The 16,081-nt window shown below is 54.5% G+C and carries 14 protein-coding genes and 2 pseudogenes; 8 read left to right on the top strand and 8 right to left on the bottom strand.

Features of this window, described 5'->3' with window-relative positions; translation table 11 throughout:
• Nucleotides 1-12: 12 nt before the first annotated feature.
• On the bottom strand, nucleotides 13-984 hold the full coding sequence (paaX, locus tag ACTH3S_RS10125; RefSeq protein ID WP_441808887.1) for a phenylacetic acid degradation operon negative regulatory protein PaaX: 972 nt from the start codon (nucleotides 982-984) through the stop codon (nucleotides 13-15).
• A 397-nt stretch (nucleotides 985-1,381) separates the two neighbouring features.
• On the opposite strand from paaX, the gene ACTH3S_RS10120 reads away from it, so the two are divergent.
• From ACTH3S_RS10120 to ACTH3S_RS10085, 8 genes and pseudogenes are all read left to right on the top strand, one after another.
• On the top strand, nucleotides 1,382-2,542 hold the full coding sequence (locus tag ACTH3S_RS10120; protein WP_441808886.1) for an ABC transporter substrate-binding protein: 1,161 nt from the start codon (nucleotides 1,382-1,384) through the stop codon (nucleotides 2,540-2,542).
• 76 nt (nucleotides 2,543-2,618) lie between these two features.
• A complete protein-coding gene (locus tag ACTH3S_RS10115; protein ID WP_441808885.1) occupies nucleotides 2,619-3,494 on the top strand; it encodes a branched-chain amino acid ABC transporter permease in 876 nt (291 codons plus the stop codon).
• Nucleotides 3,494-4,501 (top strand): branched-chain amino acid ABC transporter permease, encoded by a 1,008-nt coding sequence (locus ACTH3S_RS10110; protein WP_441808884.1) that lies wholly within the window; start codon nucleotides 3,494-3,496, stop codon nucleotides 4,499-4,501. Before ACTH3S_RS10115 ends, ACTH3S_RS10110 begins: the two co-directional genes overlap by 1 nt.
• On the top strand, nucleotides 4,498-5,256 hold the full coding sequence (locus ACTH3S_RS10105; RefSeq protein WP_441808883.1) for an ABC transporter ATP-binding protein: 759 nt from the start codon (nucleotides 4,498-4,500) through the stop codon (nucleotides 5,254-5,256). Before ACTH3S_RS10110 ends, ACTH3S_RS10105 begins: the two co-directional genes overlap by 4 nt.
• 20 nt (nucleotides 5,257-5,276) lie before the next feature.
• Nucleotides 5,277-5,726: pseudogene (locus ACTH3S_RS10100) on the top strand (hemerythrin domain-containing protein); the annotation flags it as partial.
• Nucleotides 5,727-5,936: 210 nt separating this feature from the next.
• Nucleotides 5,937-6,641: an ABC transporter ATP-binding protein gene (locus ACTH3S_RS10095; RefSeq protein WP_441808899.1), complete on the top strand. Its 705-nt coding sequence runs from the start codon at nucleotides 5,937-5,939 to the stop codon at nucleotides 6,639-6,641.
• Between the two features lie 140 nt (nucleotides 6,642-6,781).
• Nucleotides 6,782-8,644 carry a phospholipase effector Tle1 domain-containing protein gene (locus tag ACTH3S_RS10090; RefSeq protein WP_441808882.1) on the top strand — a complete coding sequence of 621 codons (1,863 nt, stop codon included), beginning with the start codon at nucleotides 6,782-6,784 and terminating at the stop codon, nucleotides 8,642-8,644.
• A complete protein-coding gene (locus ACTH3S_RS10085; protein ID WP_441808881.1) occupies nucleotides 8,641-9,249 on the top strand; it encodes a DUF2931 family protein in 609 nt (202 codons plus the stop codon). Before ACTH3S_RS10090 ends, ACTH3S_RS10085 begins: the two co-directional genes overlap by 4 nt.
• Before the next feature lie 192 nt (nucleotides 9,250-9,441).
• Here ACTH3S_RS10085 and paaZ read toward each other — a convergent pair whose 3' ends face one another.
• From paaZ to ACTH3S_RS10050, 7 genes and pseudogenes are all read right to left on the bottom strand, one after another.
• Nucleotides 9,442-11,487, bottom strand: a complete 2,046-nt coding sequence (paaZ, locus tag ACTH3S_RS10080; RefSeq protein ID WP_441808880.1) for a phenylacetic acid degradation bifunctional protein PaaZ — start codon at nucleotides 11,485-11,487, stop codon at nucleotides 9,442-9,444.
• A 20-nt stretch (nucleotides 11,488-11,507) separates the two neighbouring features.
• A complete protein-coding gene (paaE, locus tag ACTH3S_RS10075) occupies nucleotides 11,508-12,584 on the bottom strand; it encodes a 1,2-phenylacetyl-CoA epoxidase subunit PaaE (RefSeq protein WP_441808879.1) in 1,077 nt (358 codons plus the stop codon).
• Nucleotides 12,585-12,597: 13 nt separating this feature from the next.
• A complete protein-coding gene (paaD, locus tag ACTH3S_RS10070; protein WP_441808878.1) occupies nucleotides 12,598-13,155 on the bottom strand; it encodes a 1,2-phenylacetyl-CoA epoxidase subunit PaaD in 558 nt (185 codons plus the stop codon).
• A 31-nt stretch (nucleotides 13,156-13,186) separates the two neighbouring features.
• The gene (paaC, locus tag ACTH3S_RS10065) at nucleotides 13,187-13,951 is read right to left on the bottom strand and encodes a 1,2-phenylacetyl-CoA epoxidase subunit PaaC (RefSeq protein ID WP_441808877.1); all 765 of its coding nucleotides are present in this window, start codon (nucleotides 13,949-13,951) and stop codon (nucleotides 13,187-13,189) included.
• Between the two features lie 10 nt (nucleotides 13,952-13,961).
• Nucleotides 13,962-14,243 carry a 1,2-phenylacetyl-CoA epoxidase subunit PaaB gene (gene paaB / locus ACTH3S_RS10060; RefSeq protein ID WP_441808876.1) on the bottom strand — a complete coding sequence of 94 codons (282 nt, stop codon included), beginning with the start codon at nucleotides 14,241-14,243 and terminating at the stop codon, nucleotides 13,962-13,964.
• A gap of 15 nt (nucleotides 14,244-14,258) precedes the next feature.
• Nucleotides 14,259-15,248 (bottom strand): 1,2-phenylacetyl-CoA epoxidase subunit PaaA, encoded by a 990-nt coding sequence (gene paaA, locus ACTH3S_RS10055; protein WP_441808875.1) that lies wholly within the window; start codon nucleotides 15,246-15,248, stop codon nucleotides 14,259-14,261.
• Between the two features lie 275 nt (nucleotides 15,249-15,523).
• Nucleotides 15,524-16,048, bottom strand: a pseudogene (locus ACTH3S_RS10050) (phenylacetate--CoA ligase); the annotation flags it as partial.
• Nucleotides 16,049-16,081 lie beyond the last annotated feature (33 nt).

Raw genomic sequence — 16,081 nt, 5'->3', positions numbered from 1 at the left:
TTTTCATGGTGTTTAGGCAGATTCTTCTGCGATAGCGGGATTGTTGTTGGCTGTATTTTCGTCTGCGAGACCGCCAAAACGACGATAAAAGCCTTGGCTTGGCCCCGGCAGAGGGCCTGAAGCGTTTTCTAAAACGTTTGCCAAGTGCTCATCAGAGCGGCTGTATATGGCTCGGTAGAGATTGCGGCACAGCTGCTTGGCGCTGCGTCCTTCCCAGTCGCCGGGCAGGAGCTCATCTGGCAGCAGGGGATCGCGCAGCAGTATCTTGCGGTATTCGTGAATCAGCAAAATGCGGACGGTTACGCAGTCTTCCGGGCTTAAATTGTCGTTGGTGCTGAGCTCCCGCCACAGCGGACGGAACTTTTCCAGAAAGCGCTTATAGCGAAAGCCTAACTCGTCCAGGTTCCAGCTTTCTTTCACTTGCCTGCGCAAAGCTCGTGGGCTTCTTTGTTCCAGCGGCTGGGTCTGCATCACAATGGTGTCTTCCAACGCGCCCCATTCCTGCAGTAACGGCACCAGCTCGTGGCGTGTAAAACGCGGGTGCTCCATGACGCCTGCGGCCATGCTGCCGAAGCTCAGCCATTTTAGCTCCTCACGCACTCTGGCCCGGGTTTCGGCTTCCAGCTGGTTGAGAAAAACCAAACACCAACTGCCGTTCCAGTCGTCTGTGCCGAGTGTATAAACATGCTCAAATGCTTGCTGAAATCGTCTTAGGCCCGCGCCGGTTACACTGTAATAGCTGCACCGGCCCACTTTCTCAGTTTGTAGCCAACTGTCCTGAACCAGTCTGTAAACCGAGGTGCGCACGAGCCGCTCGCTTACCCCCATGGGCGTCAGCAGCTTCATAAGGCTGCCCAGCCAAACGTTACCGCCGCGCGGGTGAACGATGTCGCCGTAGGTTGTAATGATCAGAGACCCTGCCCTTAAAGGACGTTTTTTCTGGAAGTCTTTGACCAGACTCTCGAGCTGTTGTTTTGCAGACATGAATTTCTTATCTCTTCAGGGCTTTCCGTCAAACTGTTCGTGGCGGAATATACCAGATGCCCACAATGAAGTGCCAAAACGGCACAGATGTACTAAGACATTGGTATAGATTGTTTTAAAAGTTGTGCATCTGAATGCACTCCTCAGTTGACACTGATGTAGTGATACAATATTTTCCATTGATATCCGTCAACGGTATCGTATTATTAGAGTGGCGGATAGCCAGTAATGGTGACGACAGAGTAATTTCTGCCGCGCGGTGCTGAATGCAGAGTGTTGTAAAGGGGGATGTGATACGAAAAGTTTCAGCCTTTGCAGAAAAGTTCGTTCTGTTTTTCGAAAATTCTAGGGCACATAAAACCAAAACGCCCTGACCACACTTGGGAGAACAACAACAATGTTCAATAAAATCACGCGTCGTGCCAGTAAGTTTGCGGCCGTTGCAGCGGCTGGTCTGTTGGCAATGAGCGTTCAGGCAGCTGATCCTATACGTATTGGTTCCTTTCTAGCAGTTACCGGCCCCGCCTCTTTTCTGGGCGATCCGGAGCTGAAGACGTTAGAAATGTATGTTGAAAAAATTAACGAAGAAGGCGGTGTCCTAGGCCGTCAACTCGAACTTATTCATTACGATGACGCAGGCAACGCCTCCAAGGCTCGTAATTTTGCAAGCCGGCTGATCCGTTCAGATCGGGTAGATATTATCGTAGGCGGCAGCACCACAGGCGCCACCATGGCCGCTGTGCCGATGATTGAGCAGGCGAAGATTCCCTTCATTTCTCTGGCGGGCGCTGTCGTTATTACCACTCCGGTCAAAAAGTGGGTTTTCAAAACCCCGCAATCTGACCGCATGGCGGCCGAGCGCATTCTTAACGACATGAAATCGCGCGGATTGACCAAAATTGGTCTGATCTCCGGCACCGGCGGCTTCGGTAGCTCCGGACGCGAGCAAACCCTTGCTGTGGCCAAAGAGATGGGTGGCATCGAGATTGTTGCTGATGAAACCTATGGCGGCTCAGACACCGACATGACGGCACAGCTGACCAATGTTCGCGGTGCCGACGGTGTGCAGGCTATTCTTAACTTCGGCTTTGGCCAGGGCCCGGCGATTGTTACCCGTAACTATGCGCAGCTAGGCATTGAGCTTCCTTTCTACCAGTCTCATGGTGTTGCCTCTGACGGCTTTCTTGACCTGGCCGGCAGCAGTGCAGAAGGCCTGAGATTGCCTGCGTCACCGCTGTTGGTACCAGATTCACTGCCAGGCTCTGATCCGCAGAAGCCTATTGTTGAGGCATACAAGAGCGAATATGAGGCTCGGTGGGATGCCAAGGTATCTACCTTTGGTGCCTATGCCTATGACGGCCTGAATCTGGCGGTTGAAGCTATCAAAAAGGCTGGAAGCACAGATAAAGAAGCTGTGCGCGATGCCCTTGAGAGCATTCAAGGACATGTGGGTGTTACCGGTACGTTCAACATGTCGGCCGACGATCACAACGGTCTTAGCGCCGATTCCTTCCGCATCCTGGAAGTTCAGGATGGTGGCTGGAAGCTGATTAACTAAGCCATTCCCATCGGTACCATAGGCTTACAGTCGCCCTCAGGGGTGGCTGTAAGCCGCTGCGCGAGCGGACCCGATTATGTTCTCTGAATTTCTGCAGTATCTGTTTACTGGTATCACTATTGGTGCCACTTACGCCCTTATTGCCTTGGGCTTTACCCTGATTTACAACGCCAGCCATGTGATCAACTTTGCCCAGGGTGAATTCCTGATGATTGGCGGTATGGCGACCGTATCTTTGACCGCCATGGGTGTGCCCATGCTGCTCGCGGTTGTGCTTGCTGTCGTTTTGGCCGGTTTGTTAGGTATTGCTCTTCAGCGCCTTGCCATTGCACCCGCTAAAGACGCCGATGTGGTTACGCTGATTATTATCACCATTGGTGCGTCTATTTTTATTCGTGGCCTGGCCCAGCTGGTTTGGGGCAAGGAATACCACGTTATGCCTAACTTCAGCAGCGACGAGCCGATTCAAATTTTTGGCGCCGTGCTGAACAGTCAGAGTCTTTGGGTGCTGGGTGTTGGCGCGGTCCTTGTCGCCGTGCTGGTGTACTTCTTTACCCGCACGCTGACGGGCAAGGCCATTCTTGCTACCTCTATGAACAAAGACGCCGCTCGCCTGGTGGGTATTCGTACCCAGGTGGTGTTGATGCTGGCGTTTATGGTGTCTGCCCTGTTGGGTTCCATAGCCGGCATTGTGGTGGCGCCGATTACCTTCACCTCGTACGACATAGGCATCATTCTTGGGCTGAAAGGTTTTGTGGCAGCCGCCATTGGTGGTTTGGGTAGCGGCATGGGTGCCGTTGTTGGTGGCTTGGCACTGGGTGTGGTTGAGGCCATGGCTGCTGGTTACTTGTCGTCTGACTACAAAGACGCAGTGGCCTTCTCGATGATTCTGCTGGTGCTGTTCTTTATGCCCCGGGGCCTATTTGGCGCCAAAGTTGTGGAGCGGGTGTGATGATGGCTCGACTTTCGCAATTTCGTCTCAGAGGCTTGGTGTTCCTGGCCGTTGTGGCGTTTTCTCTGCCCCTGTTTCTCACTAATCCATTCCATTACGGCCTGGCGACTCAAATCGCGTTGATTGCCGGTGCGGTGGTTGGTCTCAACCTGCTGGTGGGCTTTGCTGGCCAAATTAGCTTGGGCCATGCGGGCTTTTTTGGGCTAGGTGCTTATTTCAGCGCCATCATGACCAGCACCTATGGCTGGTCTGCCATTCCTGCCCTGGTGGTCGGCGCCGTGGTGGTGGCCATAATCGCGTGGGTTGTTGGGCGTCCGATTCTGCGCCTGAAAGGCCACTATCTTTCCATGGCCACTCTGGCTGTGGGCTTCATTATAGCCATTATTCTGAACAACGAGCGGGCAATAACAGGCGGGCCAGACGGCATGCCGGTGCCCCCGTTTGATGTGTTTGGGTGGGAGCTCAGTGCCTTTGGCCAGTACTCGCTGTTCGGTATGGATATCAGCGGTGACCTTGCTTGGTATCTGTTCGCAGTAGTGGTGCTTCTGGTCGCTGTGTGGTTGGCTCAAAACCTGATTGATTCGCCTATCGGACGCGCTTTGCGCTCGGTGCACGGATCAGAAGTGGCTGCCAGCGTGGTGGGTGTGAACACCACAAAGTACAAAAGCTTGGTCTTTGTGATCTCTGCGGTATACGCCAGCGTGATGGGCGCGCTTTATGGCCACTTTCAAGGCTTTATTACGCCATCTGTGGCTAGCTTCGATTTTTCCATTTTGCTGATCACCATGGTGGTGCTTGGCGGTATGGGTTCAACCATCGGCGTGATCATTGGCGCTGTGGTGTTGGAACTGTTGCCGCAGGTGCTGGCGGATTTTCAGGAGATGGAAATGGTGCTGTTTGGCTTGATCCTGATGCTGACGATGATTTTTATGCCCAAAGGCCTGCTACCCACGGCGGCCAATTTCCTGACTAAACGACGCTCCAAGTCTGCCGGAGGTGACGCATGACCGCTCTGGTGGAAGTTAACAACCTGTCCAAAGCTTTTGGTGGCGTGCACGCCGTTGAAGGTGTGAGCTTTTCCGTGGATGCCGGCCAGGTGTACTCGGTAATAGGGCCAAACGGCGCGGGTAAAACCACGCTGTTTAACCTGATTACCGGTTTGTACACGCCGACCAGCGGCGAAGTGAAGCTGAATGGCGAAAGCATCGCGAAGCTTGAGCCAAGCCAGTTGGCTGAGCGTGGTATGTGTCGCACGTTCCAGCAAATGCAGATTTGCATGAACATGACGGCTATTGAAAACGTGATGCTGGGCCGACACCTGACCCTGAAAAGCAATCTTCTGACCACGTTGTTCCGTTTGCCGGCGCTCACTCGAGGCGAAAAAGCTGCGCGGGAAAAATCCGCTGAGCTGATGAAGTTTGTCGGTTGTGGAGAGTACCTCGACACAGAAGCGTCGGCTATGTCTTACGGCGCTCTGAAACGGTTGGAAATTGCCCGGGCCCTGGCAGCAGAGCCGAAAGTCGTGTTGCTGGATGAGCCAGCCGCTGGCCTGAACGCGGTAGAAACAACTGCGCTGGAAGAGTTGATCCGCAAGATTGCAGAGCAGGGCATTACCGTGATGCTGGTTGAGCACGACATGAAGCTGGTGATGGGTATTTCCGACCGTTTGCTGGTGCTTAACTATGGGCGGGTACTGGCGGAAGGCACGCCCGCGCAGATTCGCGAAAATCCGGATGTCATCGCGGCCTATCTGGGCGGCTAAGCGGAGAAGGAATCAAGACAATGACCGAACAACCGACGACCGTTTCGCCTGAAGACAGCTACAGCTTGCAAGCCATCAGCACGATTGTTCAGGAACACCAGTCGCTGTGGCGCATACTGGATTTGCTGGATCAGCTTCAGTACGACATGAACATCAATGAACAACGGCCTGATGAAACTCTGTACAGCAACATCTTTGATTACATTCAGCACTTTGCCCGCAGGGTGCATAGCTCGCCTGAGGAAATTGTGTTGTACCGGTTGTTGGGGGAGAAATCTCCCGAAACCAAACCGTTGCTGGATAAACTCGCCCACGGTTATGTGATTGGCGACGAGAAAATCAACGAACTGCGTCATTTGCTGATGCTGTGTATGGAACGCTGGCCTGATGGCCGGGAAGAACTGAGTCATGCCTTGGCGCGGTTTACTGAAGCCTTGCGCAAGCACATCAAAAAAGAAGAAGGCGTGGTGATACCACGGGCCAGAAAAGTCCTGAGCGAAGACGACTGGCAGCTGATTATTGACTCCCGTGACCAAGCCAATGACCCGTTGTTTGGCGAGCGGGTGCGGGATGAATTCCGAGAGCTGCGTCATCGTATCGTAAGTTACACGCCGGAGCGCTTGGGTGGTTTAGGCCTGCGCCATGCGCCTCGAAGAAGCGCACAGAATGCCACAGAGGAAATGCTGGCGATAAAAGACCTGAAGACCTCTTATGGCCAGATTGAAGCCCTTCACGGCGTGGATATCCACATCAACAGCGGTGAAATCGTATCCTTGGTGGGCGCCAATGGGGCCGGCAAATCGACTCTACTGATGACCATCTCAGGTTTGCAGCCGACAGACAGCGGCAGCATTACTTTTGAGGGTAAGGATCTGCTGAAAATCAGCACCGACCAGCGCGTAGCCAGTGGCATAGTGCAGGTGCCTGAAGGCCGGCAGGTGTTTAAGGATCTGAGCGTTGAAGACAACCTGCTGCTAGGCGCCTACACCCGTGGGCGAAGCCCGGAAGTAGAAGACGACCTTGAGCGCATGTATGAGAAGTTCCCCATACTGCGCCAGAAACGCCGCAACCTGGCGGGGGAGCTGTCTGGCGGTCAGCAGCAGATGTTGGCCATGGGGCGTGCGTTAATGGCAAAGCCCAGGCTGTTACTGTTGGATGAACCCAGCATGGGGCTGGCGCCGTTGATCATTGAAGAAATTTTCAACATCGTTAAAGAGCTTAAAAACGAAGGTATGACCATCTTCTTGGTGGAACAGAATGCTTCCCAGGCCCTTGCGCTTGCAGATCGTGGCTACGTACTGGAAACCGGCCGCGTGGTGGTGGAAGGTACTGGCCGCGAGTTGCTGAGCAACGAGAAGGTGCGCGAGGCCTACCTGGGTATGTGATTTAGTGCATCCATCGCCTGGAAACGATCTCTTCCAAGTTGGCGATGGTATGTTGACAAAAAAATGGATACGATTCTGTTGTCTTAAGACAAACCGGTTTTCGGATTAAAACCGGTCATTATCCATGGAAGGAATACCTCATGAGCAACCTCATGGTCGCCTGCATTGGCGACACTCACGTTTGTCCCATTCCCGGCCACGGCAGCAGCCCCATTGTTGCGAACGGCGCTACCGCCAATGTGGATGGCATACCCATCGCCCGGGTGGGCGACGCCTGCGGTTGCGGCGCCGTGATTGTTCAGGGTTATCCTCTGGCCCTGCTGGACGGTCGCCCTCTGGCACATATGGGCAGCCTGACCTCCCACGGCGGCCAGATCATCACCGGCAAACCCCGTGTCATCTTAGGCGTAGCCACCTTTACGGCACCGGTGGTGGATTTCGCCAAAGCGGGTGCCTTGAACAGCCAGGGCCAACTAACCCCCGAGGCTGAGCAAGCGCTGAACAAAGACCCTTTCGGCTTTGTTGAGTGGGCCAAAGCCAAAGGTGCACTGTTAGACGAAGGCCTGGAAGGCGCAACCCCGGAAGAAATTGACGCCTCAAAACGCCATGCAGAAGGCCAGTCTGACCTCCGCCCTAAAGTGACTGTTGAAGCTGGCGTGTTCTTCGATGGCACCGGCAACAGCCGTGGCAACACCGGAGCCTTTGAGCGAAAGGTAGATGAATGCCTGACCGCTCAGGCGGTGGGAGCCATCAGTGAGGAAGCCTGCAGTGCTGAAATCTCGCAATTGATGGAGGGGAGTTATCTTAATGCTGAGACCAATGTGTCGAAGCTCCATAGATTGTACCAGCCCTTTTCCACCGACACATTGACCGCAGAGAATCACCGTATTCCCATATACGTCTCAGGCGTCGGCACTAAATCCAGTAAAGAGGACGATGCTTGGGCCATGGGGACAGGTACGGGTGAGCGGGGGATCTTGGCCAAGATTATGTTGGGTTGTAATGAGTTGGTAGAACGAGTTGTCCGCACAACAAGCGGCCCAATCGACGAGTTAATTCTTGACGTTTTCGGCTTCAGCCGAGGCGCGGCCACCGCCCGGCATTTTGTGAACGAAGTGCGGGATGGTGTTAGTGGTGCGTTGGGCCAAGTGTTTCAAAAGCAGGGCGTTGCCTGGCCGAAAACCGTCACCATTCGTTTTCTGGGTCTGTTTGATACCGTGGCAGCCGTTGTCGATATACTGGGTGCCGACTTTTCAGCTCACAATGCCAACAACGGCGAGGTGCGTATAGATATTGCCGCCGACGCTGTTCAACGGGCCGTACACCTGACGGCTCGTGACGAATGGCGTTACAACTTCTCCCTCAACAGCCTGCGAGGACCGGATGGCAGCCTGCCGGAGCATTTTAACGAGTGGGTGTTGCCCGGTGCCCACTCCGACATAGGTGGTGGCTACCCTGATAGCTTCCACGAACACATTCAGGTGGCCCTGCCCCGCAATTTTCGGGGCTATCACCCCAAAGACAGCTATGAATACACAAGAATTCTGATGGACCGTAAGCGGATAACCAGCGAAGGCTGGCTGGGGTCGTACAATCCAGATGGCACACTAACAATAGAAGAAGCCCGCCGGCGGCAATTAAAAGAAGGGGAAGTCGAGCTACAATTCCGGCTCTGGCTGGATCGGCGCGTACAGGCCGAATATTCTCGAATAGCCTTGCGGCAGATGTACCGGCTGGCAAAAGATGCGGGTGTGCCACTAAATGCTGTGAAACCAACAGATACCGAGTTTTCATTACCTGATGAACTCCAGTCCGTCGCCACCGGGATCACCCATCACATCAACGAAGGACAGCCATTACAATTGTCTATCCAAGAAGAAGCTCTGCTTCGCCAACGTTACATTCACCACTCAGCCCATTACCAGATTGCCGGGCCACTTTTCCCATTCAAACCCGCACCCGATGGCGTACGGGGTATCCATCCAAACAGGAGGCTCAAATGATAAAAAAAATTGTAATGCTTGTGGTGGTGCTCTGCACGAGCAGCCTGTTGAGTGGCTGCTCTCTAGCGGGCACTCCCAAATGGGATTATCCAGTAACGTACGACGTGCAAGTGGCTGTTCCACGTCACTACGATGCTTGGGTCCAGCAATTGCAGTTTGAAGCAACGGGGAAACGAGCTTGGTGGTGGCCCGTTGGAATCACCAGTTGCTGCTGGAAAAGTCCGGGAAGAGGGGGGGGGGAACTGGAACCTATGCCCGACTACATTCACGTAACGTGGTATTCGCTCGCCGAACAGCAGTCCTATACCAGACTGATCCACATCCCCGACCCGGATGCCTTGCGTGAACGTATGGAGCAGCCCGCACCGGTCCAGAGAAATGGAAAAACCATTAACATGCCACGCGACACTCTGGTTCTAGGGCTCGCCCCTGGCGGTACGGTTGTCCTGTGGATTATGAATTGGGCCGAGACCGCCATCGAAGTGGGGCGCTATCAGGCGGTGCCTTTCGACGACGATGTCAGGTACGAGGGTGCTCTGGAGGCTTATATGGAGCGTGAAGGTGATTACCTCAAACAGCACGGCCTTCAGCTTGACCGCTGGTAAAGATGGTTTTCCAACGATACGCCAACGGGCATTTGACGATGCGCGTGATTACTGCTCGGTAACTGCTCCGACATTGGCGGCGGTAAGTTAGTTAGCTTTGTTGTTTTGGTGAACTCAAAACTAACCGATTTTACCGCCGCGTCCTACTTTTAGATGCTTCTCTGTGATGAGCATTTTTAATGCCCGGAAGACTTACTCCGGCTTTTTAGCAACCAAGGTCAAAATGTCGTAGCTGGCAACCAGCTCGTCTTCCTGATTGGTGACCTGAACATCCCAAACCACCACACCTTGCGGATGGCCATCTGGCGACGTACGGCCCTGATCAATCTTGCGCTTACAGGTCAGGCGGGCGCGAATGGTATCACCCGGTGCTACTGGCTCGATAAAGCGCAGGGTGTCCAAGCCATAGTTAGCCAGCACCGGACCTTCGCCCGGATCTACGAACAGGCCAGCCGCAGCTGAAAGCACGAAATAGCCGTGGGCAATGCGCTTGCCGAACTGGCTGTTTTGGGCGGCAATCTCATCAAAGTGCATGTAGAAGTGATCGCCCGACAGGCAGCCAAAGTTCACTATATCCGCTTCTGTCACCGTGCGACGATGAGTCAGCAGCGATTGATTGATCTGCAGGTCTTCAAAGTGATAACGGAACGGGTGAATGTCGTTTTCGATCACCTTGGCACCGCGAATGTATTCGCCGGTGACCGCTGCCAACATGGTGGGCGAACCCTGAATGGCTGTGCGCTGCAAGTAGTGATACACGGCGCGGATGCCACCGAGTTCTTCACCACCACCGGCGCGGCCTGGGCCGCCGTGCTTCAGCATGGGCAGGGGTGAGCCGTGGCCTGTGGACTCTTTTGCGGCTTCCGCATCCAGCAGGTGCAGGCGGCCATGGTAGGCAGCCAATGCCGGTGCCAGTTTGGCAATGGTTACCGGGTCGCGGGTGGTAACTGTGGTAACCAGCGAGCCACGGCCTTTGGCGACCAGCTCAACGGCTTCGTCTAGGGTGTTGTAAGAAATGATCGTGGCAACTGGGCCAAAGGCCTCAATGTCGTGTGCGCCACAGCCATTTTCCGGGTTACGGCATATCAACAAATGCGGTTCGATGAACGCGCCTTTGTCGGTGCCTTCGCCGGTTGGCTTGAAGTTGCCGTCGCCGCCGAAGACCAGTTCACTGGTTTTCTGCAGTTCCTGGATATTGGCTTTCACGTCTTCCAGCTGATCGAGAGAGGCCAAAGCGCCCATGCGCACGCCTTCGACGGAAGGGTCGCCGGTGGTGATTTTCGACAGCCGCTCTTTGAGCTTTTCGCACACGGCTTCTACTTGATCCTTAGGCACCATCACTCGACGGATCGCGGTACATTTCTGGCCCGCCTTGGCGACCATTTCGCGGCCGATTTCCCGTACAAACAGGTCAAATTCTTCGTGCTCTGGTGTCACATCCGGAGCCAGAACCGCACTGTTCAGCGAGTCGGCTTCGGCATTGAATGGAATGGAGCGGTTGATGATGTTCGGATGCACACGCAGCATGCGGGCGGTTTTCGCCGAGCCGGTAAAGGTAACCACATCCTGCTCTTCCAAGTGCTCGAACAGGTCGCCGGTGCTGCCGATAATCAGCTGTAAGCTGCCCTCTGGCAACGCGCCAGATTCGTGCATCAAGCGAACGGCGAGTTCGGTCACGTAACAGGTAGAGGTGGCCGGCTTCACAATGGAGGGCATGCCCGCCAAAAAGGTGGGTGCAAACTTCTCCAACATACCCCACACAGGGAAGTTATAGGCGTCGATGTGAACAGCCACGCCGCCACGGGGCACCATAATATGGGTGCCGGCGAAGTGGTTGTTTTTACCCAGTGGCGTTACCGGGCCTTCGTGTACCACATTGCCCGATGGCAGTTCGCGACGGCCCATGCTGGCGTAGGAAAACAGCGTGCCGAAACCGCCATCGATATCTATGCCATTATCGCCTTTGCTGGAGCCGGTGTGCATCGACATCGCATAGAGTTCTTTCTTGTGCTCTTGCAGGTACGTTGCCATGGCTTTAAGAGCCAGAGCGCGTTCCTGAAAGTCCATGGCCATCAGCGTTTTTCCGCCGACCGTGCGGCCGTATTCCACAGCCTTTTTAAAGTCCAGCGTGTCGCCGTGAGTGTGCGCAACGATTTCGCCGTTGATGGCGCTGGGTAGGGCTTTAGCTTGTTGCTCGCCTACCCATTCGCCGGCAATAAAGCTTTTAAGAACTGACATGTACAAAAACTCCAGAAAGTCTATTCGTCGTAGTCGAGAGTAACCTTGTCGCTCACCGGGTAGCACTGGCAGGACAACACATAGCCTGCGGTCACTTCGTAGTCTTCTAGCGCAAAGTTTTGATCCATTTCCACTTCGCCTTCCACCACCTTGGCACGGCAGGTAGAGCACACGCCGGCCTGGCAGGAGTAGGGCAGATCGGCCCCTTCGTCGTTGCCTGCCTGGAGAATGCTCTTGGTATCGCGTACCAGGTCGAAGGTCAGGGCGCGGCCATCGGCTCTAACGGTGACAACACTGACGGCTGCCGGATCAACCTTGGCGTCTGTCCGATCTTTACGGGCCTGAGGAACACCACCGGCTGGAGTGAACAGCTCGTAGTGTACGTTCGCCTTGTCCATGCCATGGCGTGCTAGGGAGTCCCGTACGGTTTCGGTGAGCATCTGAGGGCCGCAAAGGAACGCAGCGGTTAGATTCTTGGCGTCTATCCAGTGGTCAAACAACTGGTCGCATTTATCTGAATCAATGCGGCCGTTGTACAGATCTATGTCCTGTTCTTCCCGGGTGAAGATATACACCAGGTTAAAACGGGTCATGTATTCGTTTTTCAGATCCTGCAGCTCATCCCGGAACATGGTGCTGCTGGTGCCCTTGTTACCGTAAAACAGGGTGAACTGGCTTTTTGGTTCGGCTTCCAGCGTGGTTTTTATGATAGACAGAATCGGCGTGATACCACTGCCGGCCGCCACCGCCAGGTAATTGCCTTCGCGCTCGGAATCCAGATCAACGGAGAAGCTACCCTGGGGCGGCATAACCTCCAACGTGGAGCCAGGCTTCAATTGCTCGTTCGCAAAACTGGAGAACACGCCGCCAGGCACGCGCTTAACCGCAATGCGCAGCTCTTCGTCATTTACACTGCTGCAAATGGAATAGGTGCGGCGCACTTCTTCGCCGTCTAGCTTGGTGCGTACCACAAGGTGCTGGCCCTGCTTGTACTTGAATTTTTCTGCCACGTCTTCGGGCAGATCAAAGTGCAGGGATACGGCGTTTCTTGTTTCCGGCCTGACCTCTTTGAGGGTCAGTGAGTAGAATTTATTCATGATCGTATCGGCTCTATATGCATTTGAAGTAGTCGAAGGGTTCAAGGCAATCAAGGCAGCGATACAGCGCCTTGCAGGCAGTAGAGCCGAATTCGCTGATGCGCTCGCTGTTCTCGCTGCCGCACTGTGGGCAAGCAATCACTTCGTCGGCGCCCAGCAGGCTCATTTTGCTGGCACTGCCCTGGGGCGGTGCTATGCCGAATGCCCGGAGTTTTTCCCGGCCTTCTTCGGTTATCCAGTCTGTGCTCCAAGCTGGCGTTAGCACCTGGTTGATCTGAGGGTCGCGAATACCTGCAGCCCGAAGAGCTTCTTCGATCAGCTCTTCAATCAGCTCGGTTGCCGGGCAGCCAGAGTAGGTTGGGGTGACATCCACACTGATGTGTTTGCCATCCCAGCTCACACGGCGAACGATACCCAGATCTACTACGCTGATTGCGGGTACCTCCGGATCTTTCACGTTATCCAGCAGTGCCCAGATGGCGTCTTCTGTCAGCAGTTCCGGGCAGGCGTTGGCCGGCACCCTGTCGCTGGCAATCAGTACGTCTACAGACGATGGTTCACGTTCAATCACCGGCGGTACTCCTCTTATCAGTGGCACCTACTTACCAGGTAGTCGCATCCGGATAGGCGCGGGGCAGGGACTGCATCACGGCCAGGATGTGACCCAAGTGTTCGGTGTGCTCGCCGTGCTTGCCGCCCATGTACATCCAGGCATCTTCAGCGCCAGCTGTTAAGGTGGCTTGGGCTGCCACTTCACGCACCATACCGAACCAATCATTCTTCAGTTGCTCAGGGTCTGGGCCAATACCCGCTTTGAACATGGCGTGGTCAGTTTCATCCGGGGTTATTAGCTCACCGGTGAAGCGCCACAGCCGATCGAATGCGTCTTGAATGCGGCGGTGGCTTTCTTCGGTGCCGTCGCCCATGCGCTTAACCCATTCGGAAGAGCGGCGTAAGTGGTAAGTCGCCTCTTTCACGGCTTTAGCTGCAATGTTGGCAATGCGCTCGTCGCTGGCGTTTACCAAGCTCTTCAACGTGAAGTAGTGCCACACATCAAAGAAAAATTGGCGCGCGATGGTCACCGCGTAGTCGTCATTTGGCTGCTCAACCATCAGCAGGTTGCGATAGTCGTGGGTGTCCCGACGAAAGACCAGATTGTCGGCGTCGCGGCCGTCGTCGATCAGCTCGGCCGCGTACTCGTACCAGTTGCGGGCTTGCCCGATCAGGTCGAGGGACACGTTTGACGACGCCAGCTCTTCTTCCAGAGCCGGCGCTTTGCCCACCAGCTCGCACAAACGCTGGCCCAAAATCATGTCAGAGTCTGCCAGGCGGAGCAGGTATTCCTGTAATGCTTGTTGCTGTGTCATGGATTGCTCCTTACATGTGTCCGACTTCGTCGGGCAGTTTGTAGAAAGAAGCGTGTCGGTAAACCTTGTCTTCTGACGGATCGAACAGAATTTCTTTCTCGTCCGATGCAGAAGCGGTGATGGTTTCCGACGGGACAACCCAAATGCTGACCCCTTCACTACGACGGGTGTACAGCTCGCGGGCGTTTTCCATAGCCATTTCATTATCAGCAGCGTGCACACTACCCACGTGTTTGTGGTTCAGGCCGTGCTTGCTGCGTACAAATACTTCGTAAAGGCGCCATTCAGACATAGTGTTCTCTCCTATTTACGCGGCTGCGCGCTGTTTTTGTTTTGCGGCGTAGGCAACGGCGGCATCCCGTACCCAAGCACCTTCGTCAATGGCTTTGCGGCGAGTGTCAATGCGTTCACGGTTGCAGGGGCCATCGCCCTTCAGCACGTCGTAGAACTCTTTCCAGTTGATCTCGCCGAAATCGTAGTGGCCGGTTTCTTCGTTCCATTTAAGATCCGGGTCCGGAACGGTGCAGCCTAGGAACTCAAGCTGTGGAATGGTCTGGTCAATGAACATCTGGCGCAGTTCGTCGTTGCTCTTGCGCTTAATCTTCCAAACCATGGACTGCTGTGAGTTGGGCGATTCATCGTCGTGCGGGCCAAACATCATCAGCGAAGGCCACCACAGGCGGTTAATGGCGTCTTGCACCATGTCTTTCTGGTCTTGAGTGCCTTCGCGCATCATGTCCAGAAGGATTTGGTAACCCTGACGCTGGTGGAAGCTCTCTTCTTTACAGATACGCACCATGGCGCGGGAATAAGGGCCGTAAGAGGTACGCTGCAACACCACCTGGTTAACGATGGCTGCGCCATCAACCAGCCAGCCAACGGCACCCATGTCTGCCCAGTTCAGGGTCGGGTAGTTAAAGATGCTGGAGTACTTGGCTTTGCCATCGTGCAGCTTTTGGATTTCGTCATCACGATCGGCGCCCAGGGTTTCCATGGCGCTGTACAGGTACAGGCCGTGACCCGCTTCGTCCTGAATCTTTGCCATCAACTGCAGCTTGCGCTTCAGCGTGGGTGCGCGGGTTAGCCAGTTGCCTTCCGGCAGCATGCCAACAATTTCTGAGTGGGCGTGCTGGGAAATCTGGCGTACCAAGGTTTTTCGGTAGCCGTCTGGCATCCAGTTTTTGGCTTCAATTTTAGTTTCTGCGTCTACCTTTTCCTGGAAGTCTCGCTCTTCGGGAGACATCTCCTCCAGGGTTTTGAGGCGCTTTGTACCGGTATCAACCATTTGTGCGTACATAACTCTCTCCGAATCTGGCTTATTAGACTTGCTGTACGTGAACAGCAGCGCGCCGCGACTCATCACGGGGCAATGTCTTCATACTATATGATACTGAATAAATATCAAGGAATCGTATTTTGTATCATGTATCGATAGTTAGACTTTTGTCGAACTTTCAAGCGACTGAAAAATAACAGTTAATCGTTTTCTATTAATGATTGTTTTTGATTTCCTGAAACAGGAAGAAAAAATAAATGACCGGGGCGAGCAGTTGATCGCCCCGGCTGCGGCCATTACTCTTTGCGACGATCAAAAACCCGCTTGGCCTTGCCTTCAGAGCGGCTGAGGGTGCCAGCATCCTGCACCAGAATGCTGGTGCTGATGCCGATATAGGATTTGATGTGGTGGCCCAATTCTTTAGCTGCGTGCTCTTTAGCATCGGCACCTTCGGCGCCCGCTTTCAGCTCCACTCGTACATCCACACAGTCTAGGTTGCCTTTCTTGTACACCTCTATTTCGTAGTGAGGTGCCAGTGCCCGGCACTTCAGCACTTGTTCTTCAATCTGGGTGGGAAATACGTTCACGCCGCGGATAATCAGCATGTCGTCGCTGCGGCCGGTGATCTTGTCGATGCGGCGCATAGGGCGCGCGGTGCCGGGGAGCAGACGAGTAAGGTCGCGGGTGCGGTAACGCAGTACCGGCATGGCCACTTTGGTAAGCGAGGTGAACACCAATTCGCCGTACTCACCATCAGGCAGCACTTCGCCGGTTTCTGGATTGACGATTTCGGGGTAAACCCCCTCTGGCAGGATAGTTGGCACTACTTAATTTTTAACCAGTTGGGCGGTACA

Source organism: Marinobacter sp. (genome assembly GCF_052094685.1).
Lineage (GTDB): Bacteria > Pseudomonadota > Gammaproteobacteria > Pseudomonadales > Oleiphilaceae > Marinobacter.
Note: the sequence above shows the minus strand (reverse complement) of the source record. Positions and strands in the feature narration are given on the sequence as shown.

What these genes read in the sequence shown, in the direction of transcription:
- paaX (WP_441808887.1), bottom strand. Translation starts at nt 984, where the DNA reads ATGTCTGCAAAACAACAGCTCGAGAGTCTGGTCAAAGACTTCCAGAAA.
- ACTH3S_RS10120 (WP_441808886.1), top strand. Translation starts at nt 1,382, where the DNA reads ATGTTCAATAAAATCACGCGTCGTGCCAGTAAGTTTGCGGCCGTTGCA.
- ACTH3S_RS10115 (WP_441808885.1), top strand. Translation starts at nt 2,619, where the DNA reads ATGTTCTCTGAATTTCTGCAGTATCTGTTTACTGGTATCACTATTGGT.
- ACTH3S_RS10110 (WP_441808884.1), top strand. Translation starts at nt 3,494, where the DNA reads ATGATGGCTCGACTTTCGCAATTTCGTCTCAGAGGCTTGGTGTTCCTG.
- ACTH3S_RS10105 (WP_441808883.1), top strand. Translation starts at nt 4,498, where the DNA reads ATGACCGCTCTGGTGGAAGTTAACAACCTGTCCAAAGCTTTTGGTGGC.
- ACTH3S_RS10095 (WP_441808899.1), top strand. Translation starts at nt 5,937, where the DNA reads ATGCTGGCGATAAAAGACCTGAAGACCTCTTATGGCCAGATTGAAGCC.
- ACTH3S_RS10090 (WP_441808882.1), top strand. Translation starts at nt 6,782, where the DNA reads ATGAGCAACCTCATGGTCGCCTGCATTGGCGACACTCACGTTTGTCCC.
- ACTH3S_RS10085 (WP_441808881.1), top strand. Translation starts at nt 8,641, where the DNA reads ATGATAAAAAAAATTGTAATGCTTGTGGTGGTGCTCTGCACGAGCAGC.
- paaZ (WP_441808880.1), bottom strand. Translation starts at nt 11,487, where the DNA reads ATGTCAGTTCTTAAAAGCTTTATTGCCGGCGAATGGGTAGGCGAGCAA.
- paaE (WP_441808879.1), bottom strand. Translation starts at nt 12,584, where the DNA reads ATGAATAAATTCTACTCACTGACCCTCAAAGAGGTCAGGCCGGAAACA.
- paaC (WP_441808877.1), bottom strand. Translation starts at nt 13,951, where the DNA reads ATGACACAGCAACAAGCATTACAGGAATACCTGCTCCGCCTGGCAGAC.
- paaB (WP_441808876.1), bottom strand. Translation starts at nt 14,243, where the DNA reads ATGTCTGAATGGCGCCTTTACGAAGTATTTGTACGCAGCAAGCACGGC.
- paaA (WP_441808875.1), bottom strand. Translation starts at nt 15,248, where the DNA reads ATGTACGCACAAATGGTTGATACCGGTACAAAGCGCCTCAAAACCCTG.